This is a genomic window from Streptomyces sp. WAC07094 (assembly GCF_036320405.1).
Lineage (GTDB): Bacteria > Actinomycetota > Actinomycetes > Streptomycetales > Streptomycetaceae > Streptomyces > Streptomyces lannensis.
The window spans coordinates 7,948,249-7,971,174 of sequence record NZ_JAVMJZ010000001.1 but is presented as its reverse complement, the minus strand read 5'-3'; the positions used below and the strand labels follow the sequence as shown (position 1 = coordinate 7,971,174).

The 22,926-nt window shown below is 68.9% G+C and carries 21 protein-coding genes and 1 pseudogene; 9 read left to right on the top strand and 13 right to left on the bottom strand.

Annotated features, from left to right (window positions below; genetic code table 11):
• Positions 1 to 15: 15 nt before the first annotated feature.
• The 3 genes from RCR19_RS35735 to RCR19_RS35725 all read right to left on the bottom strand — a co-directional run bounded on the left by RCR19_RS35735 (position 16) and on the right by RCR19_RS35725 (position 2,156).
• Positions 16 to 687 (bottom strand): ABC transporter permease, encoded by a 672-nt coding sequence (locus RCR19_RS35735; protein WP_331268890.1) that lies wholly within the window; start codon positions 685 to 687, stop codon positions 16 to 18.
• The gene (locus RCR19_RS35730; RefSeq protein WP_331268889.1) at positions 684 to 1,364 is read right to left on the bottom strand and encodes an ABC transporter permease; all 681 of its coding nucleotides are present in this window, start codon (positions 1,362 to 1,364) and stop codon (positions 684 to 686) included. The genes RCR19_RS35735 and RCR19_RS35730 overlap by 4 nt, the downstream gene beginning before the upstream one ends.
• A gap of 129 nt (positions 1,365 to 1,493) precedes the next feature.
• Complete coding sequence (locus tag RCR19_RS35725; protein ID WP_331268888.1) at positions 1,494 to 2,156, bottom strand: UdgX family uracil-DNA binding protein; 663 nt, start codon at positions 2,154 to 2,156, stop codon at positions 1,494 to 1,496.
• Between the two features lie 127 nt (positions 2,157 to 2,283).
• Between RCR19_RS35725 and RCR19_RS35720 the strand changes: the two genes are divergently transcribed.
• On the top strand, positions 2,284 to 2,640 hold the full coding sequence (locus tag RCR19_RS35720; RefSeq protein ID WP_331268887.1) for an ANTAR domain-containing protein: 357 nt from the start codon (positions 2,284 to 2,286) through the stop codon (positions 2,638 to 2,640).
• A 241-nt stretch (positions 2,641 to 2,881) separates the two neighbouring features.
• Here the strand turns inward: RCR19_RS35720 and RCR19_RS35715 are convergent, their stop codons facing one another.
• The 6 genes and pseudogenes from RCR19_RS35715 to RCR19_RS35690 form a co-directional block, all read right to left on the bottom strand.
• A complete protein-coding gene (locus tag RCR19_RS35715) occupies positions 2,882 to 3,676 on the bottom strand; it encodes a SigB/SigF/SigG family RNA polymerase sigma factor (protein ID WP_331268886.1) in 795 nt (264 codons plus the stop codon).
• Positions 3,677 to 3,945: 269 nt separating this feature from the next.
• Positions 3,946 to 6,162, bottom strand: a complete 2,217-nt coding sequence (glgB, locus tag RCR19_RS35710; protein ID WP_331269646.1) for a 1,4-alpha-glucan branching enzyme — start codon at positions 6,160 to 6,162, stop codon at positions 3,946 to 3,948.
• A 61-nt stretch (positions 6,163 to 6,223) separates the two neighbouring features.
• Positions 6,224 to 7,612 (bottom strand): maltokinase, encoded by a 1,389-nt coding sequence (locus tag RCR19_RS35705; protein ID WP_331268885.1) that lies wholly within the window; start codon positions 7,610 to 7,612, stop codon positions 6,224 to 6,226.
• Between the two features lie 45 nt (positions 7,613 to 7,657).
• Complete coding sequence (gene treS, locus RCR19_RS35700; protein WP_331268884.1) at positions 7,658 to 9,391, bottom strand: maltose alpha-D-glucosyltransferase; 1,734 nt, start codon at positions 9,389 to 9,391, stop codon at positions 7,658 to 7,660.
• Positions 9,388 to 9,708, bottom strand: a pseudogene (locus RCR19_RS35695) (alpha-1,4-glucan--maltose-1-phosphate maltosyltransferase); the annotation flags it as partial. The gene treS and the pseudogene RCR19_RS35695, both read right to left, overlap by 4 nt.
• A 155-nt stretch (positions 9,709 to 9,863) precedes the next feature.
• Positions 9,864 to 10,118, bottom strand: coding sequence for a DUF5133 domain-containing protein (locus tag RCR19_RS35690; protein ID WP_331268883.1), 255 nt, complete (start codon positions 10,116 to 10,118; stop codon positions 9,864 to 9,866).
• Positions 10,119 to 10,447: 329 nt separating this feature from the next.
• On the opposite strand from RCR19_RS35690, the gene RCR19_RS35685 reads away from it, so the two are divergent.
• A complete protein-coding gene (locus RCR19_RS35685) occupies positions 10,448 to 10,978 on the top strand; it encodes a pep a2 (protein ID WP_331268882.1) in 531 nt (176 codons plus the stop codon).
• Positions 10,979 to 11,684: 706 nt separating this feature from the next.
• Here RCR19_RS35685 and RCR19_RS35680 read toward each other — a convergent pair.
• Complete coding sequence (locus RCR19_RS35680) at positions 11,685 to 12,536, bottom strand: fumarylacetoacetate hydrolase family protein (protein WP_331268881.1); 852 nt, start codon at positions 12,534 to 12,536, stop codon at positions 11,685 to 11,687.
• Between the two features lie 206 nt (positions 12,537 to 12,742).
• Here RCR19_RS35680 and RCR19_RS35675 point away from each other — a divergent pair, with 206 nt between their 5' ends.
• Entirely contained in the window at positions 12,743 to 13,459 is a 717-nt protein-coding gene (locus tag RCR19_RS35675) for an alpha/beta hydrolase (RefSeq protein ID WP_331268880.1), read from the top strand.
• Positions 13,460 to 13,501: 42 nt separating this feature from the next.
• Here the strand turns inward: RCR19_RS35675 and RCR19_RS35670 are convergent, their stop codons facing one another.
• On the bottom strand, positions 13,502 to 14,077 hold the full coding sequence (locus tag RCR19_RS35670; protein ID WP_331268879.1) for an SMI1/KNR4 family protein: 576 nt from the start codon (positions 14,075 to 14,077) through the stop codon (positions 13,502 to 13,504).
• A gap of 103 nt (positions 14,078 to 14,180) precedes the next feature.
• Here RCR19_RS35670 and RCR19_RS35665 point away from each other — a divergent pair, with 103 nt between their 5' ends.
• Both RCR19_RS35665 and RCR19_RS35660 read left to right on the top strand, forming a co-directional pair.
• On the top strand, positions 14,181 to 14,810 hold the full coding sequence (locus RCR19_RS35665; protein ID WP_331268878.1) for a hypothetical protein: 630 nt from the start codon (positions 14,181 to 14,183) through the stop codon (positions 14,808 to 14,810).
• 384 nt (positions 14,811 to 15,194) lie between these two features.
• On the top strand, positions 15,195 to 17,264 hold the full coding sequence (locus RCR19_RS35660) for a SpoIIE family protein phosphatase (protein ID WP_331268877.1): 2,070 nt from the start codon (positions 15,195 to 15,197) through the stop codon (positions 17,262 to 17,264).
• Between the two features lie 51 nt (positions 17,265 to 17,315).
• Here the strand turns inward: RCR19_RS35660 and RCR19_RS35655 are convergent, their stop codons facing one another.
• Positions 17,316 to 17,852 carry a hypothetical protein gene (locus tag RCR19_RS35655; protein ID WP_331268876.1) on the bottom strand — a complete coding sequence of 179 codons (537 nt, stop codon included), beginning with the start codon at positions 17,850 to 17,852 and terminating at the stop codon, positions 17,316 to 17,318.
• A 140-nt stretch (positions 17,853 to 17,992) separates the two neighbouring features.
• Between RCR19_RS35655 and RCR19_RS35650 the strand changes: the two genes are divergently transcribed.
• A complete protein-coding gene (locus RCR19_RS35650) occupies positions 17,993 to 18,370 on the top strand; it encodes a VOC family protein (RefSeq protein WP_331268875.1) in 378 nt (125 codons plus the stop codon).
• Between the two features lie 568 nt (positions 18,371 to 18,938).
• Here the strand turns inward: RCR19_RS35650 and RCR19_RS35645 are convergent.
• Positions 18,939 to 19,700 carry an SDR family oxidoreductase gene (locus RCR19_RS35645; RefSeq protein WP_331268874.1) on the bottom strand — a complete coding sequence of 254 codons (762 nt, stop codon included), beginning with the start codon at positions 19,698 to 19,700 and terminating at the stop codon, positions 18,939 to 18,941.
• 292 nt (positions 19,701 to 19,992) lie between these two features.
• Here RCR19_RS35645 and RCR19_RS35640 point away from each other — a divergent pair, with 292 nt between their 5' ends.
• The 3 genes from RCR19_RS35640 (at position 19,993) to RCR19_RS35630 (ending at position 22,837) form a co-directional block, all read left to right on the top strand.
• A complete protein-coding gene (locus tag RCR19_RS35640; RefSeq protein WP_331268873.1) occupies positions 19,993 to 20,451 on the top strand; it encodes an SRPBCC family protein in 459 nt (152 codons plus the stop codon).
• A 169-nt stretch (positions 20,452 to 20,620) separates the two neighbouring features.
• On the top strand, positions 20,621 to 22,024 hold the full coding sequence (gene sthA / locus RCR19_RS35635) for a Si-specific NAD(P)(+) transhydrogenase (protein WP_331268872.1): 1,404 nt from the start codon (positions 20,621 to 20,623) through the stop codon (positions 22,022 to 22,024).
• A 192-nt stretch (positions 22,025 to 22,216) separates the two neighbouring features.
• Positions 22,217 to 22,837, top strand: coding sequence for an L-threonylcarbamoyladenylate synthase (locus tag RCR19_RS35630; RefSeq protein ID WP_059131903.1), 621 nt, complete (start codon positions 22,217 to 22,219; stop codon positions 22,835 to 22,837).
• The last annotated feature ends 89 nt before the right edge of the window (positions 22,838 to 22,926 follow it).

Here is a 22,926-nt window from a genome sequence, read left to right as displayed (position 1 = left end):
CCGCGGCCCACCACCTCACGGCGCGCCCCTGGTCCGGCGCAGTGCCAGCCGCTCGACGGTCTCGAAGATCCCTTCGACGATCAGCGCGAAGCCGGCCACGAGCAGGGCCCCGGCGACCACCTGCGGCGTACTGGCCAGATTGAATCCCGCGGTGATGATGCGTCCGAGCCCGCCGCCGCCCGCCAGGGCGGCGATCGTGGCGGTCGCGACGAGCTGCACGGCGGCGATCCGCACCCCGTTGAGGACCAGCGGCAGCGACAGGGGCAGTTCGACGCGGAACAGCGTCTGGCGGCCCGTCATCCCCATCCCCCGTGCGGCCCGCACCACATCCCGGTCGACCTCGCGCATGCCCACGTACGCGTTGGTGAGCAGCGGCGGCACGGCGAACAGGACGAGGGCGACGACGGTCGGTCCCTCGCCCCAGGCGCCGACCGGGGTGAGCAGCAGGAGCACCAGCACGGCGAACGTGGGGACCGCGCGGCCGACGTTGGAGATGTTGACCGCGAGCACGCCGCCCTTGCCGATATGCCCGAGGACGAACGCGACCGGAAGCGCGATCAGGCAGCTGACGACCAGGCACGTGACGGTCAGGACGAGGTGCTGCGCCAACCGGTGCCAGATGCCGTCGTCGCCCGCCCAGTGCGCGGAGTCGGCGAGCCAGTTCCAGGTGTCGTCGAGGGTCTTCATCCCCGTCTCGTCCTGGTCCAGGGGGTGATCAGGCGCTGCACCGCGAGCAGCAGCAGATCGGCAGCCACCGCGATCACCACGCACAGCACGGACGCGGTCAGCACCTGCGCCTTGAAATACGTGTTCATGCCCGCGTAGATCAGGTTCCCGAGCCCGCCGAATCCGACGATCGCCCCGACCGTGACCAACGAGACGGCCGAGACGGTGGCAATGCGCAACCCGGCCATGGCAGCGGGCAGAGCGAGCGGCAGTTCGACGGTGAGCAGCAGCCGCAGCGGACCGTATCCCATGCCGCGGGCGGCCTGCCGGGTCTCCTCGGGCACGGCACGCAGCCCCGCGAGGATGTTCCGCACCAGCAGGGTGAGCGAGTACAGGACGAGACCGGCCACCACCAGCGCCGCCGAGAGCCCGTAGAACGGAAGGAGCAGCGAGAACATCGCCAGCGACGGGATCGTGTAGAGGACCGTGGTGACGGCGAGGACGGGGGTGGCTGCCCACCCCCAGCGGCGCGCCAGCACGGCCAGGGGCACAGCGACGACCAGGGCGATGAGCACGGACACGCCGGTCAGCTCCACATGCTGCAGCACCGCGTCGAACAGGATGTGCCGGCGACTGCGCACATACTCGCCGCAGATCCACTCGTTGCGCGCGAGGCAGTCGTCCGGAGGCGCGGTCACCCGTCCATTGCACCGGCGGAGCGAGCGGTCACGCTCGTTGTGCTGAGCCGTCCGGGGCCCCTCCCACAGCCACCGGCCGTACGGGTGCCGCCCGCCGGGACGGGCGGGCGTCGACCGGTCCGCACGGGTCTAGGCACGCCCGTCGAGCACCCTCGCCACCACCTTCAGGTCGGAGACCAGCCCGGCGTACGCGGATTCCCGGTCGTCGGCCCGCAGGATCGCCGAGGGGTGCACGGTCGCGACGACGCACCGCTGATCGTCGGAGCCGGGCATCGGCATCACGCTCCCCCGGTCCCTGGTCACCCGGAAGGAGCTGCCCAGCAGCGCCTTGCCCGCGGTCGCGCCCAGCGCCACCACGACCTCGGGTCGCACGAGGTCCAGCTCGGCGCGCATCCACGGCCGGCAGGCGGACACCTCCCGCAGGCTGGGCGCCTTGTGGATACGCCGCTTGCCGCGTTCGGCGACGGTGAACTTGAAGTGCTTGACCGCGTTGGTGACATAGGCGGCGCCCCGGTCGATGCCTGCCTCCTCCAGCGCCCGGTCCAGCAGACGCCCGGCCGGGCCGACGAAGGGTTCACCCGTCCGGTCCTCCTGATCGCCCGGCTGCTCTCCCACCAGCACGATCCGCGCCGAGGCGTCACCCTTGCCGAACACCGTCCTCGTGGCGTTCTCGTACAGGGGGCATCCCCGACAGCCTTCGGCGGCGCGCCGGTACGCCTCGAGCCCGCCGCCATGCGGCAGGAAGGGGGTGGCGTCGTAGGCGCCGGCCCCGTAGTCGTCGGGACGGCTCACGACAGCATCACCTCCGTGGCCCGCTGTGCCGCCCCAGTACCCTCCCCCGGCTCGCACACACCTGGTCGAGTGGCGACGATGGGGGGTAAGCCAGACAGTGCCGAAGCCTCGCCACCCGGAGGGGACGATGACCACGAGACCCCGTCCGGGGAACGAGGAGCCGGACACCACCGCTTCCGAGTCGGAGCGGATCTTTCAGCTGGAGGAGGAGGTCGACCAGCTCAAGGAGGCCGTGGCCTCCCACGCGGTCGTGGACCAGGCGATCGGCATGCTCGTCGCCCTGGGGCATGTCAGCCCCGACCAGGGGTGGGAGGTACTCAGGGAGGTCTCCCAGCATGCAAACATCAAGCTGCGCAACGTCGCGGAGCTGATACTCGTCTGGGGCCGCGACGGAGAGCTGCCGGAACATCTGCGCGTTCTCCTCGAGGAGACACTCGACCGGTACGGCCCGACGCAGCTTCCGGAGGACCCGCCGACCCACTGAGACCGACCGCCCCGGTGGGGTCCCCGACGGCGGCAGCTCAGGGATTTCGCCTCTCCGTCCGGCGCAGGAGTGTTTCGAATACCTCCTCGCGGATAGTCCGGAAAGGGTCGGCGCACTGGCCAACCGTTCCCGGGAGGGTTCGGCAGTGAGCCCACCGCAAACGGCCGTCCGGTCGATGAGCGGCCGGGCGGCCGGATGCAGGCCGGACCCGGTGAGGTGGCGGAGCGGGTGGGTTTCGGCATCAGGATCTGTCGGCAAGCGCTTCTTCACGCACTCGCGCGCAGCACCCGCTGAGCAGACGCGAGACATGCATCTGGGAAATGCCGAGCTGACTCGCTATCCGGCTCTGGGTCATGCCACGGAAGTAGCGGAGATAGAGGATCGTGCGCTCGCGTTCCGGCAGGGACTGCAGGCACGGCTTCACGGCCTCGCGGTCCACGATGAGGTCGTATCCGGAATCGGACTCACCCAGGGCGTCGCCCAGCGCGTAGCCGTCGTCACTCCCCGCCACCTCCGCGTCCAGGGACAGGGCGGTGAAGCTGTCCATCGCCTCCAGGCCCACCCGGACGTCCTCCTCACTGAGGTGGGCGTGCTCGGCGATCTCGTCGACGGTCGGGCCGTGACCGGGTGTCTCCTGCGAGATCTCCTTGACCGCGACACGTACCCGATTGCGCAGGTCCTGGACGCGCCGAGGCACGTGCAGCACCCACATGTGATCGCGGAAGTGCCGCTTGATCTCCCCGGTGATCGTGGGTATGGCATAGCTCTCGAATGCGTACCCGCGACCGGGGTCGTAACGGTCGACCGCCTTGACCAGGCCCAGCGCGGCGACCTGGCACAGGTCCTCGATGGACTCGCCCCGGCCTCGGTAGCGGCGTGCGATGCGCTCGGCCATGGGGAGCCACGACTGGACGATCCCGTCACGCAGGGTGTGCCGTTCGGGGCCGTCGGGCAGAGCCCGGAGCCGGGCGAAGGCCTCGGCCGTATCGGGAGCGTCGTCGTGCGGATGCTGCTTGGTCTTGACCGTGATGCGCATGGTGCTTTTCAACTCCCTCAAGGGGCTGACTGGACAGTCACCGTGGGAGGGCGCGCACACGCGAACAGGACGGACACCCGGGATCCGGTGGGGCCGGCTCCCACGAACGTGCCTCCTGTCCGAAGCACTTGATAAGGCCATTCCCGAATTCCATTCCGGCAAACAATTACACCACCGGATGACTCTCGGCGTTCATTCGATTCCGGCACGTGACACCGGGAAGAGAATTCACGAAAAACGGTCCGGGAATTCCTCTGTGAATGGTGGATTCACCGTTCCGAGAGCGGCTGCGCCCCGCCGTCGATGTATGGAACGGCGGGTCGCAACCAGACGGTGGCGAGGGGAGGGAGGGTGAGGCGCACACCGTGTCCGCGACCGGGTTCGGAAGGAATCGGGTCGGGGTTGTGGATGTCGCTGCCGCCGTACTTGGCCAGGTCGGTGTTGAGCAGTTCGTGCCAGGCGGGGATGTCGTCGGGGACGCCGAGGCGGTAGTCGTGGCGTACGACGGGGGAGAAGTTGGACACGGCCAGCACGGGTGTGTCCTCGTCGTCGTAGCGCAGGAACGCGAACACGTTGTCCTCGGCGGCGTCCCCGACCGTCCACCGGAATCCGGAGGGTTCGGTGTCCCGCTGCCACAGGGCCGGGGTGCGCAGGTAGACGGCGTTCAGGTCGCGTACCAGGTCGCGTACGCCGCGGTGGTCGGCCTGTGCGCCGTAGGCCGGGTCCAGCAGCCACCAGTCGGGGCCGTGGGCCTCGGACCATTCCGCGCCCTGGGCGAACTCCTGTCCCATGAACAGGAGCTGCTTGCCCGGGTGGGCCCACATGAAGCCCAGGTAGGCGCGGTGGTTGGCGCGCTGCTGCCACCAGTCGCCCGGCATCTTCGACACCAGCGAGCGTTTTCCGTGCACGACCTCGTCGTGGGAGATCGGCAGCACGTAGTTCTCGCTGTAGGCGTACACCATCGAGAACGTCATCTCGTGGTGGTGGTACCTGCGGTGGACCGGCTCATGACTCATGTACTGCAGCGAGTCGTGCATCCAGCCCATGTTCCACTTCAGTCCGAAGCCCAGACCGCCGAAGCCGCTCGGGCCCCTGTGGTGCGTGGCGCGGGTGACGCCGTCCCAGGCGGTGGACTCCTCGGCGACGGTGACGACGCCGGGGCAGCGGCGGTAGACGGTGGCGTTCATCTCCTGCAGGAAGGCGACCGCGTCCAGGTTCTCCCGGCCGCCGTGCTCGTTCGGGCTCCACTGACCGGGCTCGCGGGAGTAGTCCAGGTAGAGCATCGAGGCGACCGCGTCCACCCGCAGCCCGTCGATGTGGAACTCCTCGCACCAGTACACGGCGTTGGCGACCAGGAAGTTGCGCACCTCGCGCCGGCCGTAGTCGAACTCCAGGGTGCCCCAGTCCGGGTGGGCGGCCCGCAGCGGGTCCTGGTGCTCGTACAGGGCGTGCCCGTCGAACTCGGCCAGCGCCCAGTCGTCGCGCGGGAAGTGCGCCGGCACCCAGTCCATCAGGACACCGATACCGGCCTGGTGCAGCGCGTCGATGAGGTACTTGAAGTCGTCGGGGCCGCCCAGCCGGGCGGTGGGCGCGTAGAAGCCGGTGACCTGGTAGCCCCAGGAACCGCCGAAGGGGTGCTCGGCGACCGGCATCAGCTCCACATGCGTGAAGCCCAGCTCCTTCACATACGCGGGAAGCTGCCCAGCGAGCTGACGGTAGGTCAGCCCCGGCCGCCAGGACGGCAGATGCACCTCGTACACGGAGAACGGCGCCCGGTGCACCGCGGTGTCCGCGCGATGCGCCAGCCACTCCCCGTCCCCCCACTCGTGATGCGACGCATGCACGATCGAGGACGTGTTCGGAGGAGTCTCCGTACGGCGCGCGAGCGGGTCGGCCCGCAGCGTCCTGGACCCGTCGGGCCGGGTGATGTCGTACTTGTAGAGCGCGCCCTCGCCGACGCCCGGCACGAACAGCTCCCAGACACCGCTCGAGCCCAGCGAACGCATCGGGTGGCCGGTGCCGTCCCAGAAGTTGAAATCACCGGACACGCGTACGCCCCGGGCGTTCGGCGCCCACACCGTGAATCGTGTACCGCGGACTCCTCCATGCGTCATCACACGGGCACCGAGCGCCTTCCAGAGCTGCTCGTGGCGCCCTTCACCGATGAGGTGCAGATCGAGTTCGCCGAGGGCCGGCAGGAAACGGTAGGCGTCGTCCGACTCCAGTACGGTGTCCTCGTAGGCCACCAGGAGCCGGTACTCCGGAATCCCGGGCAGCGCCAGCAACCCCGAGAAGAAGCCGCCACCGTCGTCATACAGCTCGGCCCAGGCGTCCTCCGTCACGACGGTGACCGAGAGCGCGGCCGGGCGCAGTACACGGAAGACGATCCCGCCCGCCACGGGGTGGGCACCCAGCACCGAGTGCGGATCATGGTGCGTCCCCGACAGCAGCCGGTCCCGGTCGCCCGGTGTCGCGGGCGCGGCCATCGGAGTGCCCAACTGCGGTGAGGTGTGCGGCGGTTGTGCAGCGGTCTCGAGCGTCACGAGGTCAGCCTCCTTCGTCCGCGGCGCCGGCCAGTCGCGCGACCGCCGTCATCGGGACCGGCAGCCAGTCGGGGCGGTGCCGGGCCTCGTACACGACCTCGTACACCGCACGGTCCGTCTCGTAGGCGCGCAGCAAACCCGGTTCCGCCCGGGGATCCCACCCCGCTGCGGCTGCATAGCCCGCGCAGTACGCCTCGCGGCAGCGCAGCGCCCACTCGGGGTCCCAGGGCCGTCGGGCGTGGGCGGCGTAGTCGAAGGAGCGGAGCATGCCCGCGACATCGCGCACCGGGGACTGAGAGCGCCGCCGCTCGGGCAGGGGGCGGGCCGGCTCGCCCTCGAAGTCGATGACATGCCACTTCTGTTCCGCGCGCAGTACCTGGCCCAGGTGCAGATCGCCGTGGATGCGCTGAGCGGGCCGTGGCACATCCAGCGCCGCCAGTTCGGTGAACGCCGACCGCAGTCCGGACGCGTACGGCAGCAGGTCCGGCACGGCGTGGATGGCGTCCCGAAGGCGCTCCACCATCCGGGACGCGAGCCGACTGCTCTCGGCCGGGCCCTGCGGCTTCAGGGGGAACGCGGCGGCCAGCGCCAGATGCACCTCGGCCGTGGCCCGCCCCATCTCGAAGGCCTCCTCGGTGAACTCGTGCGACGAGGCGAGTGCCTCGAGAGCCTGGGTCCACCCGTCGACGCCGCCGCGCAGGAACGGCTGGAGCACACCGAGCGTCGCGTTCCACGGGCTCGTCGTGCGGAACCAGGCCACCGGGGCGGGCACCCGGGTGCACCCCTGCCGGGCCAGCGCCCAGGGCACTTCCAGATCCGGATTGATTCCCGGGCGTACCCGCCGGAAGATCTTCAGGATGTAGGAGTCCCCGTACACCAGCGAAGAGTTGGACTGCTCGGCTTCGAGGAGCCGCGGAGCCAGTCCGGCGGGGATCGACACCCGCCAGTCACGCTCGAAGCGGAGCGCGCCCGTGGTGTCCGACGTGCGCAGCCGCTCCAGGAGCACGGATGCCGAGCGTGGTTCCTGGAGAGCGTCGTACACCGGCAGACCTGCGAGGGGGCCCTCGGTCGCACGCCCTATGAGGGCCGGGGAGGGCCGCGGTGACGGCGACTCCCCCGCGTTCAGGAAGAGTTGATAGCAGTCGTGCGCCGGGGCGCCGCCCGGCCCGCGTATCGCGGGCGGTTCGGCGTGATCGGCGCGGATCAGGACGTGCAGGCAGTCCGGATGCAGCTCGGTCACCGACAACAGCGCCAGATCCGTGACGGGCCGTCCCTTTCCCGCGAACCAGCGCTGACGCGGCAGCCACTCACGCAGCAGGCCGGAGAGCGAGGGCAGCAGCGCAGCGGCACCGAGGCTGTCCGGGCGGAGCGTTGCGGTCTGGGTCTTCGCCATGGCGTCGCGTCCTTTCCCTGACGGCCGGCGGATCAGCGCGGAGTGTCAACCGCCCACGAACAGGTTCACCGTGGTGGTTTGTGGGACGTTCTTGCGGAGTCGGAACCAGTAGAAGCCGTGGCCTGCGAGGGTGAGCAGGTAGGGGAGTTCGCCGATGGCGGGGAAGCGGACTCCGCCGATGAGTTCCACCGGGTGGCGGCCGTTGAAGCGGCTGAGGTCGAGTTCGGTGGGCTGGGCGAACCGGGAGAAGTTGTGCACACACATCACCAGGTCGTCCTTGTACTCGCGCAGGAAGGCCAGCACGGCCGGGTTGGAGGACGACAACTCCGTGAAGGAGCCCAGACCGAACGCCGGGTTCTGCTTACGGATCTCGATCATGCGGCGGGTCCAGTGCAGCAGCGAGGACGGCGACGACATCGACGCCTCCACGTTCGCCACCGGGTAGCCGTAGACCGGATCCATGATCGTGGGCAGGAAGAGCCGGCCCGGATCGCACGAGGAGAAGCCCGCGTTGCGGTCCGGGGTCCACTGCATCGGGGTGCGGACCGCGTCCCGGTCCCCGAGCCAGATGTTGTCGCCCATACCGATCTCGTCGCCGTAGTACAGGATCGGCGAGCCGGGCAGCGACAGCAGCAGCGCGGTGAACAACTCGATCTGGTTGCGGTCGTTGTCCAGCAGCGGAGCCAGCCGGCGGCGGATCCCGATGTTGGCGCGCATACGGGGATCCTTGGCGTACTCCGCCCACATGTAGTCGCGTTCCTCGTCGGTGACCATCTCCAGGGTCAGCTCGTCGTGGTTGCGCAGGAAGATGCCCCACTGGCAGTTGGAGGGGATCGCCGGGGTCTTGGCCAGGATCTCCGAGACCGGATAACGCGACTCACGCCGCACCGCCATGAAGATGCGCGGCATGACGGGGAAGTGGAAGGCCATGTGGCACTCGTCGCCACCACTGCCGAAGTCCCCGAAGTAGTCGACCACGTCCTCCGGCCACTGGTTGGCCTCCGCCAGCAGCACCGTGTCCGGATAGTGGGCGTCGATCTCCTTGCGCACCCGCCGCAGGAACTCGTGCGTGGCGGGCAGATTCTCGCAGTTGGTGCCTTCCTGCTGGTAGAGGTAGGGGACGGCGTCGAGGCGGAATCCGTCGATGCCCAGGTCCAGCCAGAATCTCAGCGCGGAGATGATCTCCTCCTGCACGGCCGGGTTCTCGTAGTTGAGGTCCGGCTGGTGGGAGAAGAAGCGGTGCCAGTAGTACTGCTTGCGGATCGGGTCGAAGGTCCAGTTGGAGGCCTCGGTGTCCACGAAGATGATCCGCGCGTCCTGGAACTGCTTGTCGTCGTCGGCCCATACGTAGTAGTCGCCGTAGGGGCCGTCGGGATGGGCGCGCGATTCCTGGAACCACGGGTGCTGGTCGCTGGTGTGGTTCATCACGAAGTCGATGATCACGCGCATGCCGCGCTGGTGGGTGGCGTCCACGAACTCCACGAAGTCCGCCAGGTCACCGAACTCCGGCAGCACCGCCGTGTAGTCCGACACGTCGTAACCGCCGTCCCGCAGCGGCGACTTGAAGAACGGCGGCAGCCACAGGCAGTCCACACCAAGCCACTGCAGATAGTCCAGCTTCGCGGTCAGCCCCTTCAGATCACCCACACCGTCGCCGTTGCTGTCCTGGAAGGACCGGACCAGGACCTCGTAGAAGACGGCACGCTTGAACCACTGCGGATCACGGTCCGCGGCGGGAGTGTCCTCGAAGGTGTCCGGGACGGGCTCGTTGACGATCATCGTGTGGGTGACCCTCCGGTCTGCAGTGAGGACGGTCGCAGGACGGTCAGCACGTGCGCGGGAGCCTCGCCCGGCGAAAGACGCACGTAGTTGGTCCTGCCCCAGTGGTAGGTGACACCGGTGAGCTCATCACGCACCGGCACCGACTCGTGCCAGTCCAGACCGAGCCGCGGCATGTCCAACGACACCGTCGCCTCCTGGGTGTGGTGCGGATCGAGGTTCGCCACCACCACAACCACGTCCGGACCCGAACGCTTGCTGTACACGATCACCTCGTCGTTGTCGGCGTGGTGGAAGTGCAGATTCCTGAGCCGGCGTGACGGGAGGCGCACCGCCACGGCGCACGGCCTGCCCTTCCATGGACTTCGCCTCCTCCGCCGTCATCGAGCCTCGGTGGACACCGGCTCTCCGGTCCCCTCGGGTCGCAGTCGGCCCTCCGGCCTTCGCTCCTCCGCCGCATGCGGGCGCCCCGCTACGCGTTCGCGGACGGTGCGGCCCAGACATCACTGACGGGTCGCTCACGGGGCTCACGGGTGTTCAGATAAAGCTCGGCGGCGTCGACGGCCTCGCGCGCGCAGCGCTTGCCCATCAGCACGCACAGCGTGTAGCCCGTGTCCTCGAAGCTGCCGCGTACCGCCCGGTTGTCGGGGGACGCGAGCATCAGGCGTTCCCACGCCCGGTACCGCTCGAGATGCCTGGCGACCTCGTCTCTGGCTGGCAGCAACATGGCACCGGTCACCTCCCAACCTCTTCGCCCGAGCACGGATCCGGACGGTTCGCGGGGTCGCGGTCCGGAAAGGTGCGCGAAGGCCGTGCACGGAGTGGGGTTGGTCCGTTACGGCGCTCGAGACCTTCACCCATGGTGCACGGTGGGCGACGCAGCGTCCTGTTCGGAATTGAACCACTTTGGGTGGGTGTGCTTCGTGTTGCACGAATGGAGTAGTGCTCGCACCCTGGGACTGACTCAGGAGCGATGAATGCTCACGCTTCGTGTTCGGGGCTCGGCCCGCAGGGACGAGCAGGAGCGCGAGTTTCACCGGTGAGGAGCCAACGACGATGAAGACCGCAGCGCCCTACTACTACCACCTCGACGTGGAGATCAGCCCCGAGCGGATCGGGCATGTCAGGCGGATCCTGGCCGCCCATCTCCGGTACTGGGACCTGGAGATGCTCGTCGAGCCCGTCTGCCGGTGTTCGGACGCACTGTTGCGCACCATCGACGCACACGCGGCGGACAAGAACGCCACCATCGAGATGTGGTGGAACGGACATCACCTCATCACCGCGGTACAGGACAGCGAGCGGGACATCCGGCCGCACTACGCGCCGAGCGGCTGCCTGGCGCAGATCGCGGCGCTGAGCAACGGCTGGGGGTGCTGCGCGACCGATACCGGGGGCAAGATCATCTGGTTCTCGCAGCGGGCACGGTCCGGCGATCACGCCCTGCTCGTACCCGTGGCTCCTTCGCCGAGCCTGCGGGAGACACGTCCGCTGCCCCGCGCCCTCCCCCTCACGGCGGACGCCGCCGCGCGGGAGCGGGAGGATGTGTCGACCGAGTGGGCGGAGCCGGCGACGGCCCTCGTCTGACGCCGTCCTCCGGTGGGGCCGGGCCCCGTCGGAGCACGACCGAGTTCGATGAGTCCCACCGGTACGACGGTGCCCGCGCCCCACGGCGCGGGCCCGCCCTTCGTCTGCACGCGCAGGACGGGCCGGCGCAGCCACCTGAAAGTCGCGCCGCCGTCCGTAGACGACGGGTACCCCGTGAGCTGCTGTCGGGCAGTCAGATGTGCGTCTGGGAAGGTTCGTTACCCGTGCCCGTGCGCTTCGGCGGGTGTGGGCACGCGACGCGGGGCACGGCCGTCACGAACGGCGCCGGGAAGCCGTCAGTCATCGTCAAGTGCCCCCGTTCAGGAACCCTCCGTCCCCACGTCGCGCGTCACCGACGAGGGCCGTGCGCAGACGCTGACCGGCCGGTTCGACGAGCCGGCACCTACCGGACAGGACCGTCTCTACCTGCGAAGCGGCCCGATGACGCGAGCCGAGCTCCAGGCCTGCTCGTCCCCCCGGCCAAGTTGAGGCCCTTCTTGACGTAAGGCGCTCAGGGGCCCGTGGGCGCGGGCACAGTGCAGACACGGGCCGGTGGTCCGGGGCGGGGCCCAGAACGCAACTGAGCGGGTCCCTCCCGCCGGAACATCCGGCGGGAGGGACCCGCTCACGTGCGGCCCTTCCCGAGGCTCAACGAGCAGGGCAGTCAGTTAGGTTGTGGCCGGGCACAGGCATGGGGAGCAGACGGTCAGCGAGGTTCGTCGATGACAGGGTTCTCCAGCGTCCCGATTTTCTCGATCTCGACGCGAACGGTGTCCCCGGCCTTGAGATACATGCCGGGTCGATGCCAGGCGATGCCGCTCGGGGTCCCGGTGGACAGCACGTCGCCGACCTCCAGGGTGAACGCACTGGAGAGGTAGGGGACTTGCTCGTACAGGTCGTAGAGCATGTCCGCTGTGTGGCCGTCCTGGCGCAGGTCGTCACTGACGTACGTGCGCAACCGGAGATCGAGAGGGTCGCCGATCTCGTCCGGGGTGACGATCCATGGACCGATCGGGCCGTGCGTGTCGAATGACTTGCTGACGACCATGCCCGGCTCGAGTGTCTGCCAGTCGCGCACACTCACGTCGTTGACGATGGTGAAGCCCGCGGTCACATCCAGCACCGCGTGCTTGTCGTTCGGGACGTTCTTGCACCGTTTGCCGATGACCAGTCCGAGTTCGCCTTCGTAGTCGATCTCGTCCGGGGCGATTGCCGGAATCCAGATGGGATCGCCGGGCCCGATGATGCTGGTCTGCTGCTTGTTGAACCAGGCCTGCCGGGTCGGCCGCTCCATATGGGTCTCTTCGAGATGGGCGGCATAGTTGTAGCCGATGGCGAGAAACTTGGGCGGCCTTGGCACCGGAGCGCACAGTTTCACCTCCGAGAGCAACGCCCTCGGGGCCGAGCCGGAGGTGGCCCCCACGACCTTCGGATCGCGCTCCAGTAGTTCGATCATCGTGCCCAACGACGGGTCGGCGGCCGTCAGGTCCACCATCTCGTCACCGTCGATGAAACCGACGTGCTGTCCCGTACCGCCGTCGAACGTCGCGAGTCTCATCGCTACACCTTTCGTAGCAGTGGCCGTTCGACCGGCTTGAGCCGTTCGGAGATGCGCGTCTCTCAATTGCGCCGCGGGTCAAGACCTCCGGCAACTCAGGGACTGACCGCCCAGGCGTTTGACAAGCGTGGTTGTCGACAAGCAACTCGCGAGCTGGCCGATGCGAGGCGTTCTGCTGTCGGCCGATACTGTCGCGCCCCGATGACATGGGCGACAGGATCGTCACCATGCAGCCGATCTTCGTTCTCGTGCACAGCCCGTCCGTGGGCCCCTCGACCTGGGGTCCCGTGGCCGAACACCTCACGGCTGCCGGACATCAGGTACTGGTGCCGTCCCTGCTGCACGTCGGCGCCGGTTCTCCGCCGTTCTGGCCCCGCATCGTCAGTGCGGTCCGCGACGGCATCCGGCAGGTCCCGGCCGACAACCCCGTCGTGTTGGTGGCACACAGCAATGCCGGATTGTTTCTTCCGGCGATCCGCTCAAGCCTGGACCATCCCGTGACCAGCTCGGTCTTCGTCGACGCCGCGCTGCCGGCCCGGATCGGACCCACCGCTGTCGCCTCACCCGAGGTGCTGGAGTTCCTCGGCCCGATGGCCGTGAACGGCAGGCTTCCACGCTGGACCGACTGGTGGGACGAGGCGGAGGTCGCACCCATGTTCTCCGATCCCACGATGCGACAGACCGTGATCGAGGAGCAGCCCACCCTGCCGCTGTCCTACTACCGGCAGCGCGTCCCGGTCCCCGGCGGCTGGGACGACCATCCCTGCTCCTACCTGCTGTTCGGCCCTCCGTATGACGAATTCGCCGCCGAGGCACGTGAACGCGGCTGGCGTGTGGCACACCTGCCCGGCGCACACCTGCATCAGATCGTCGATCCCGCCGGCACCGCCCGGCATCTCGTCGAATTGGCCACCGCGACGTGATCCGATTCCGGGCAAGGTCATGAAGACGAGGGAGGCCTGCCCTCAGTATCCGGGCGAGGGGGGTGGCTCCAAGGCTCCTCTGAATCCTCGATGCTCAGCTCGGTCGACATCACCGACGAAGTGCCCTTCGGACGTCAGGCCTTCGACGAATGAACGGAAGTCCGCAGCAAGGCGCAGCTCCAGGTCGAAGTCAGCATCGAGCCAGGTGACCGCGGGCTCGCCCAGTCTTCCGCAATCCCGGTAGTCAAGGGCAATCCAACAGTGCCCATCGCCGGAGAGCAGCACGACCGGTGAGGGAAGGCCCCATTCATCCACCAGGTATGGAGTGTCCAGGAGAGAGACCATGCGCTCTCGGCGACCTATGCCCATCAATTCACCGAAGGGCACATGGTCCGCACTCCAGGAAGTCGGCTGGTCGGTCGGGAAGGCGTCCCGTCCGGAGGACACCTCGCCACCGTTTTGGACTCTCAGAAGTTCGAGCAGCGACACGGGAAGCCGCACGCCAAGCACCTGCTCGGCTTCTGTGACGGCCTCGTCCGTCAGCGACGGCTGGACACCGTACGTTCCACCGCTCCACAACGCCGCCTTGACTTCCTCAAATCGCGCCACGATCGGCATCCTACGAACTGTCACCGCACCGGCCGACCCGGGAGACGTGAGGACTCCGGCTCCTTGGAAAATGCCCAGGCGACCACACTGTCCGCAGCACGACACTGGAGACGTGCTGATCATGGAGCCCGTTCTGGAGACCTACGAGGCCACCGACTTCGCTCCGTGGCCCGTTGCCGACCCGCCCGCAGACCACCTCCCGCCCCTGTCCGGCCAGCTGTCCGTGCGTGAGCTGGGCACGGCCATGGCAGTCCTGACCAGTTACGACAACAGCGATCACGAGCGCCGGGACCTCGACTCCAAGGACGGAAGGGCGCAGGTCAGACATCTTGTGACGACCGAACGTGTCATCGCTCCCGGCGGCCTGTTGATCCGGGACACCGAAACCGGAATCACAGCATCGCCCGGATGCTGCTTCGGTCTGGAGAACTGGCGAGACTGGCTCGTTCTGATGGACGGCGAAGAGCCGTGGCTCGGTCACGATCCCACGCCGCGCGTCGAGCACGTCGGAGCGATCGTCCGGTTGTGGCCCGATGCGGATCGCCTGGAAGGGCTCCCCATCGAGCTGCCTCGGGCGCTGCTGCCGGAGCTCCTGGGCTCGGTCCGGAACCAACTCGTCGGTTTCCTCGCGTGTGTGGAAGAGTGGGCAGCCCGTTACGCCCCGCCCCTGGCTGCCGCCGTGGTCGCAAAGCTCGACGAGGACCTGACCATCGGAGCCCCCCTCCTGGAAAGCCGGAGCTGAGACGCCGGCCTCATGAGCTGTCGCGTCGATGCGGCAACGCGGCATCGGACAGACGACGGCGGTCGCGGAGCGAATACGGCTCGTCGTGTCCGGCGCTGGGATGCCGGTCGATCAATGCTGGACGACGCGCCGCGCGCGTACCGCTCAACGCCAAAGCCCCGCCGTCTCCGCGCTCAGCTGCATGTCCGTATGCCTGTGCGCTGCTGGACGGTGTCGTGGCCCAAGCCCCGGCCAGTCTGCGCCCTCCCCATCGGAACCGCGTCCTGGCAACGGAAGGCACTCGTCCGAACACCCAGCGGATCCGGCCGCCGCCACCACCGTCTCGCGGGCGAGAGAGCGCCACGTCGGAGCCAGGGGCAGGCTGGGTAGTGGAGGTGGGTTGCCGTGGCTCAAGACGAAACCATTTCGCCCGCCGAGGACGCGGCAGTTCTGGAAGCCCTGTTCGACCATTCGCCCACGGGCCTGTTGATCCTGGATCCCGAACTGCGAATCCTGAGGATCAACCTCACCAGGCCGGCCCTCCACAACGTCGACCTCGCCCAGATCGTCGGCCGGCACATCACCGATGTCTACGACCTTTCGGCTCCCGGTGAGGTGCAGGAGATGCTGGACGGGGTGCTGGAGAGCGGCGCGCCCGCACAGGGACACCTGGTGAGGGTGCGTCCCAAGGGAGCGCCAGGGCCGGAGTACCTGTTCTCCGTCTCCGTCTCTCGTCTGGAAAGCCCCCGGGGAAGGGTCTGGGGGCTGCTGGCGGAGATGCTCGATGTCACCGAGCGCGAAAAGGTGAGCGCCCGTGTGCACGTCTACGGTGCGGTGCGACAGTACGTGGGACAGACCCTCAATGTGGTGACCACCTGCGAGGAACTCGTGCGCGAGTTGGTGCCCGGCGTCGCCGACATCGCCGTGGTGGAGGTGGTGGACGCGGTGGTCCGTGGTGAGAACCCTCCGCCGTCCCCGCTGCAACGGGAGGTGCCGCTGCGCCGTGCCGCCGTCTGTCGCAGTGGCGGCGAGGAGCAGATTCAGGCGCATCCGGTGGGTGACGTCCGCGCCCTGCCCTTCACGACGCCCTACGCCCAGACCCTGGCCGATCTCGAGCCCCGCCTCGTGGCGCTGGGCCCGGACACTCCCTGGCTGGCGGCCGACCCGCGACGGGCCGAGGCGATCCGTGCGGCCGGGGCCCACAGTCTGATCACCGTGCCCCTGACGCTGCGTGGGACCGTACTGGGACTGCTCAGCCTGTACCGCACCCGCCATACGGACGGCTTCGAAACCGGTGATGTCACCCTCGCCGTGGCGGCCGCCGCTCACACCGCGCTGTGCATCGACAACGCACGCCGCTTCACCCGTGAACACACCATCGCCCTGACGATCCAGCGCCATGCGCTGCCTCTCCGCCCGGCGACCCCGACCACGGTGGAGACCGCGCACATGCACGTGCCCTCCGAGACGGGCGGAGGCGGCGGGTTCGACACCTTCGCCCTGTCCGGCGCCCGGACCGCGCTGATGGTCGGCGAGGTCGCGGGCCAGGGTGTCCACGCGGCGACCACACTGGGACAGATACGAACGGCCATCCACTCCCTGGCGTCACTCGACCTGGAGCCCGACGAACTGCTCGCACGCCTCAACGACACCGCCCTGAGCCTGGCGGAGGAACGTGTGGTGCTGCCTCCCGCCGACCGTCCGCCGCTCGCCGGAACCTGTGTGTACGCCGTGTACGACCCGCTCCCCCAGACCTGCACCATCGCGCTGGCCGGACACCCGCCACCCGTCGTCGCCCATCCCGACGGGACCACCGAGATCCTTCAGGCGCCGAGCGGACCCCCCTTGGGCAGCGCCGAAGGACCGCCCTTCGCCACCACCACTCTCTCCGTCGCCGACGGCAGCGTCCTCGCCTTCTACACCGCGTCCCTCCCGCAGATCTCACCGTCCCCGGACACCCTGCAACGGGTGCTGCGCCACCCCGAGCGGCCACTGCAGGATCTCTGCGACGACGTGCTCTACCGGCTGCGGAACGACCCCTGCCACGGCGACGTGTTCCTCCTGCTCGCCCGCACCCACGCGTTGCCCGACGACCAGGTCGCCGCGTGGCACCTCGAATACGCGCCCAGAGCGGTCGGCACGGCCCGCAGGCACGCCCGACACCAGCTCGCTCATTGGGGAGTGGACGAGGAGACCGCCTACACCACCGAGACGATCGTCAGCGAACTTGTCACGAACGCGGTCCGCTACGGCACTCCGCCTCTCCGGTTGCAACTCATCAAGGACCGCACACTCACCTGCGAGGTCCATGACGGCAATCCCCTCGCACCGCGGTTGCACCACGCGAAGACCATCGACGAAGGCGGGCGCGGCTTGTTCATCGTCGCCCAACTCGCCCAGAACTGGGGCGTGCGCTACGGCCTCGACGGCAAGGCCGTCTGGGCCGAGCAGCCTCTGTCGACGACCCGACGCTGAAGCGCAGGGTTTGCACGTCGAGTTGATGGATGGACCCGGCACGGGCACCTCTCACCGCCAGCGGCGCGCCCGGCGCTTGGTCTTTCGTCGGGCGCGTTCACGCAGCAGCGCTTGGTAGTGGATCGACTTCTCGCCGCCCGGATCGAGGTACTCGCAGATGTCGGCCACCATGTCGGCGTCGTCCGCGCTGCCCGTCAGACCGATCCCGACGAGCACCCAGAAACCCTCCAGGGCCGTGGCGCGGCACTCGTCCCCCAGTGCCCACCCTGACGGCCACGCACCGCCGTCCCCCGCGCCGGCGGCTATGTACAGCAGCGTCTGCAGCAGAGCACCACGGGCCGACGACGAGAGCTCACCTGCCAGGGCGGCCATGATCACGCCGACGGCCGGTGCCGTGCACTCCGTGATGTTGGTGTCGCCCTCCACATGACCGTCGAGGGTGTACCCGATCATGTCCCGAGGCGTCTCCGCGGTGATGACGGTCTCGAAGAGCAGAGGTACATGCTCGGCGGAGTCACCGCACATACATGCCAGGGACTTCCAGTCGTGCCGCGCCAACTCGGCGCGCACCAGGGCACTGACTGCCATCCGCAGTCCCTCCGGAAGGTCGGTGGCCGGCGACGGACTTCATGTTCTCCTCACGCCCGGCGCGCGAGCGTCTCGGGGCCCCTCGCCGCGCTCCTCGATATCGAGGTTCGGGGCCGTCGGCCGGCACCTAGGATCAGCCCATGATCGCTGACGTGCAGTGTGTGGTGCTCGACTGTTCCGAGCCGACGGAACTCGCGGAGTTCTACCGGGCGTTGCTGGGTGGGGCCGTCAATCGGGAGGATCGGCGATGGGCCCTGGGCGACGGCTGGGCGACCTTGCACACGCCGTCCGGACTCGTCCTGGCCTTCCAGCGGGTGACCGACTACTTGCCGCCGCGATGGCCCGACACGACCCGTCCGCAGCAGTTCCATCTGGACCTCGGTGTCGCGGACCTGGACCGAGCGGAGGAACAAGCACTGGCCTCGGGGGCGACGGTGCTGGACGGCGGTTCCGGAGGGCGGAGTTGGCGTGTCTACGCCGATCCGGCGGGGCATCCGTTCTGCCTGGTGCGGCACTGAGGACAGGGAGTCAGCCGCGGTCGCGCCACCGCGCTGTCACGAGCGAAGCCGGATGTGGAGGCGGCGGCCGTCGCGGTGTCGACGTGGACACACCCGCGCTCGCAGGGCGGGGAGGACAGGAACACTGTTCTCCCAAGCGTCTCTCCGACGGTTTTCCGCAGCCCGGAGCGTTTGACGTCCTGATCCGGAGGACCAAGTCCCGACCATCCCGTGACCACTCGACGACACCCCGACACCCAGGTCATGGAATCGGCTCAAGTCTGCTTCATACAAGCCGAGTTGGTGTTCCGGCGTCACATGGTGCGCCACACTTCCTTCCATACGCGGCACCACAGGGCGGGAGCGCGTTCCATAGGGGTGGGGAGCTGGGATGGCCGAGTGGAGACCGGTCCTGGCCACGGTGGCGGGGGCGCTGCTGCTGGCCGGGTGCACCAGTGGGACGGACGGCGATCCAAGATCCGAAGCCACGACCGGCGCGGCGCCGAGCGCAAGCGGAGAGCCCGGTCCGGGCCCTTCGTCCTCGGCGTCGGCCTCCACGGCTGCCGAGGACGAGCAGCGCCGTCCCGCGTCAGTGGGGCAGGAGTTGCTGGCCGCCGTCGATGTCGTACGTCGCGCCGGTCAGCGCGTCGTTGCACATGATGTGCACGGCGAGTGCGGCGACATCGGCCGGGCCGACCACCCGTCGGATGGGCAGAGTGGCGCGCAACTCCTCGCGGCGGGCCTCGAGCCGATCGCCGAGGAGCGCGGCCGACAGCGGGGTGTCGACGAATCCGGCGGCGATGAGGTTCACTCTGATCGGCGCCAGTTCCAGCGCCAGGTCGGCGACGAGGGCGGGCAGCGCCGCGGTGAGGGCGGACACGACCGCCATACCGACGGCGGGGCGCCGGGCACCGGTACCGCCCATGAACACCAGCGTTCCTCCGGCCCTGACCCTGTCACGACTGCAGAGGGCGACCCCGAGTGTCATGGCGAGTCGCCGGCTGAAGTCGCTGCGGGCGGCGGCGAGGTCCATCTCCGCCAAGGGCGTGTACGTGGGGCCGCTGCCGGTGACCATCACATGGTCGATCGGCCCGGGCAGGTCCTGGAAGAACTGCTCGAGGCGGTCGGTGTCGGTGACGTCGAACGCCGCCGTACCGACGGGCTCCAGCTCGTGTGCGGCTCGCTCCAGCTTCTCGGGGTCGCGGCCGACCAGGATCACCTGCCCGCCGTCCGCGCGCACCTGACGGGCGGTCTCCAGGCCGATACCCGCGGAGCCGCCGATCACGGCGACGGTCTGGTCGGCGAGTCCGGGTCTGCGATGGCTTCCGGTGACGCCGGATGCGGCCGTCACGTCGCATCGCCGCCCAGCACGGTCGCGTCGCCCTGATGGTCCCGTCCGCTGCCCGTCATCCGTACCTCCGGATATCGGTCCCTCGTCCCATCGTCGCGCCTCGGGCCGCCGTTCGCCTGCCGGCCGGGAACGGCCGCCGTCCCGCCGTCGCCGACGGCGCCGTCATCACGGACCTCCCCAGCGCCCGGGCTGCGGGGTCCAGGGCCGGAAGTCCCGGCAGTTCGGCCCGATCGCCGCCGCATCCGCCCTGGCGGTGGAAGGATCGCCCTGCCGAGTCGAGGAGGGGTCCCGGGTGCCGTCCGCCGAGCTGCAGCACACCTTCCACATCGCCGCGCCGCCGGAGGAGGTCTTCGCGCATCTGGCCGAACCGTCGCACTACATCGGGCTGTCGCCGCTTCTGGTCGCCGTCCGCGATGTGCGCCGCGACGGCGGCACCGTGCGCTACACGGCCGTGGAACGCTTCCGGTTCCTGGGCCTCCTGCGGCACGACAACATCATCGGTGTCACGCTCGTCGCCGCTCCGGACGGTCTCCCGGAGTCCGCCGAGATCTCCGGCGAGGTCCGCAGCCCGGGCCGGGTCCGGATGGGCTACCGGTTCACCATCGACCGCCATGACTCGGGCAGCGTCGTCATCGACACCCTGAACCTGCGGACGCCCCCGGGCCTGCTGCGTTTCGCCGCCACCCAGGCAGGCGCGGTCCAGCGGGCCCGGGCCCGTGTGCTGACGGAACGCCTGGCGCGGCCCGCCTGACGGCCTTCCGGCGCGCCGCGTCCGGCGGCACCCTGAGGGTGGACCCCACGGGAGGCATGTGACACGTTCCGTCACTGCGGGACCGCCCGCGGCGCGGGGGCACTCGCGGCACCCGTCCCGCCAACTCGGCTCTTTCGGCCAGGGGCTCTGGCCTGTCAGACTCCGGAGCGTGCCCGACTTCGACATGCTCGTCATTGGATCCGGCCCGGGTGGCCAGAAGGCCGCGATAGCCGCGGCCAAGCTCGGCCGCCGGGTCGCCGTCGTCGACCGCCCCGACATGGTCGGCGGAGTCTCCATCCACACCGGGACCATTCCCTCCAAGACCCTGCGCGAGGCCGTCCTCTACCTCACCGGCCTGACCCAGCGCGATATGTACGGACAGAGTTACCGCCTCAAGGAGGACATCACCGTCGCCGACCTGATCACGCGCACCCGTCATGTGGTGAGCCGCGAGGTCGACGTCATCCGCAACCAGCTCGCCCGCAATCAAGTGTCCCTGTTCGCCGGTACCGGCCGGTTCGCGGACCCGCACACCGTCTCCGTCCTCGAACTGAACGGCAACGAAAAGCTGTTGAGTGCCGAGCACATCGTGATCGCCACCGGGACCCGGCCGGCCCGGCCGACGAGCGTCGAGTTCGACGGGCGGTCGATCATGGACTCCGACAACGTTCTCGACCTGGAACGGGTACCGCGTTCGATGGTCATCGTCGGGGCAGGGGTGATCGGCATGGAGTACGCCTCCATGTTCGCCGCCCTGGGCAGCAAGGTCACCGTGGTCGAGAAGCGGCCGGGAATGCTCGACTTCTGCGACGTCGAGGTGATCGAGTCGCTGAAGTACCACCTGCGGGACCTGGCGGTCACCTTCCGTTTCGGCGAGACCGTCGCGGCCGTCGAGCGGCACCCCAAGGGCACCCTGACCATTCTGGAGAGCGGCAAGAAGATTCCTGCCGACGCCGTGATGTACTCGGCGGGACGGCAGGGGCTCACCGACGGACTCGACCTGGACAAGGCGGGTCTCACCGCCGACAAGCGCGGCCGCATCAAGGTCGACGAGCACTACCGCACCGAGGTGCCGCACATCTACGCGGTCGGCGATGTGATCGGCTTCCCGGCCCTGGCGGCCACCTCCATGGAGCAGGGCCGTATGGCGGCGTACCACGCCTGCGGCGAGCCGGTGCACGGGATGTTCGACCTCCAGCCGATCGGCATCTACACCATCCCGGAGATCAGTTTCATCGGCCGGACCGAGGACCAGCTCACCGAGGACCGCGTGCCTTTCGAGGTCGGCATCTCCCGCTACCGGGAGCTGGCCCGCGGGCAGATCATCGGTGACTCGCACGGCATGCTGAAGCTGCTGGTCTCCCCGGAGGACCGGACCCTGCTCGGTGTCCACTGCTTCGGCACCGGCGCCACCGAGCTGATTCACATCGGCCAGGCCGTGATGGGGTGCGGCGGTACGGTCGACTATCTCGTCGACGCGGTCTTCAACTATCCGACGCTCGCGGAGTCGTACAAGGTCGCCGCGCTGGACGCGACCAACAAGATCCGGCAGATCGACCGGCTCAAGGACTGAACCGTCGGTCATGACGGTCCTGTGTGCCCGGCCACCGTATGTCGTGGCCGGGCACGCAGGATCGCAGGACAAAGCAGCCGGGCACGCAGGATCGCAGGACGGAGTGTCCGACACGCCGGGCGTCCGGCGTCTTCACGCTCCCGAGGGGTCTTCGCGTGGACAGCACCCCCTCCGGTCGTCGAGACTCGGCGGATGGCCAAGTACTTCGACGTTCACCCCGACAACCCCCAGCCACGCACGATCGGCCAGGTCGCCGACAGCATTCGTGACGGCGCGCTCGTGGTCTATCCGACGGACTCCTGCTTCGCGCTGGGCTGCCGCCTGGGCAGTCGTGACGGCATCGACCGTATCCGGGCCATCCGCCATCTCGACGACCGGCACCACTTCACGCTCGTGTGCCGGGACTTCGCGCAGCTGGGCCAGTTCGTGCACGTCGACAAGGACGTGTTCCGAGTGATCAAGGCGTCGACACCGGGCAGTTACACGTTCATCCTCCCGGCCACGCGCGAGGTGCCGCGCAAGCTGCTTCACCCGAAGAAGAAGACGGTCGGCGTCCGTATCCCCGATCACGTGGTGGCACAGGCGCTGCTGGCCGAGCTCGGCGAGCCGCTCCTGTCCAGCACGCTGCTCCTGCCGGGCGAGGAGGAGCCGATGACGCAGGGCTGGGAGATCAAGGAGCAGCTCGACCACGTCGTGGACGCGGTCGTCGACTCCGGTGACTGCGGCACCGAGCCGACCACCGTCGTCGACTTCTCCAGCGGGGAACCCGAGATCGTGCGCAAGGGTGCGGGCGACACATCACGGTTCGAGTGAGGTGCGGGCCGCGCCGGTGCCCCGGCGGAGTTCGCGCCGGCCCCCGCCGTCGGGCGCGGTGACCGCGTCGGGGTGTGCGGCCGCCGGGC

Excerpts from the sequence above, each read along its gene's own strand:
- RCR19_RS35680 (WP_331268881.1), bottom strand. The coding sequence starts at position 12,536 with ATGAGACTCGCGACGTTCGACGGCGGTACGGGACAGCACGTCGGTTTC.
- treS (WP_331268884.1), bottom strand. The coding sequence starts at position 9,391 with ATGATCGTCAACGAGCCCGTCCCGGACACCTTCGAGGACACTCCCGCC.
- RCR19_RS35715 (WP_331268886.1), bottom strand. The coding sequence starts at position 3,676 with ATGCGCATCACGGTCAAGACCAAGCAGCATCCGCACGACGACGCTCCC.
- RCR19_RS35630 (WP_059131903.1), top strand. The coding sequence starts at position 22,217 with ATGGCCAAGTACTTCGACGTTCACCCCGACAACCCCCAGCCACGCACG.
- RCR19_RS35675 (WP_331268880.1), top strand. The coding sequence starts at position 12,743 with ATGGGCGACAGGATCGTCACCATGCAGCCGATCTTCGTTCTCGTGCAC.
- RCR19_RS35720 (WP_331268887.1), top strand. The coding sequence starts at position 2,284 with ATGACCACGAGACCCCGTCCGGGGAACGAGGAGCCGGACACCACCGCT.
- RCR19_RS35690 (WP_331268883.1), bottom strand. The coding sequence starts at position 10,118 with ATGTTGCTGCCAGCCAGAGACGAGGTCGCCAGGCATCTCGAGCGGTAC.
- glgB (WP_331269646.1), bottom strand. The coding sequence starts at position 6,162 with ATGGCCGCGCCCGCGACACCGGGCGACCGGGACCGGCTGCTGTCGGGG.
- RCR19_RS35655 (WP_331268876.1), bottom strand. The coding sequence starts at position 17,852 with ATGGCAGTCAGTGCCCTGGTGCGCGCCGAGTTGGCGCGGCACGACTGG.
- RCR19_RS35705 (WP_331268885.1), bottom strand. The coding sequence starts at position 7,612 with ATGGCGAAGACCCAGACCGCAACGCTCCGCCCGGACAGCCTCGGTGCC.
- RCR19_RS35670 (WP_331268879.1), bottom strand. The coding sequence starts at position 14,077 with ATGCCGATCGTGGCGCGATTTGAGGAAGTCAAGGCGGCGTTGTGGAGC.
- RCR19_RS35735 (WP_331268890.1), bottom strand. The coding sequence starts at position 687 with ATGAAGACCCTCGACGACACCTGGAACTGGCTCGCCGACTCCGCGCAC.
- RCR19_RS35685 (WP_331268882.1), top strand. The coding sequence starts at position 10,448 with ATGAAGACCGCAGCGCCCTACTACTACCACCTCGACGTGGAGATCAGC.
- RCR19_RS35650 (WP_331268875.1), top strand. The coding sequence starts at position 17,993 with ATGATCGCTGACGTGCAGTGTGTGGTGCTCGACTGTTCCGAGCCGACG.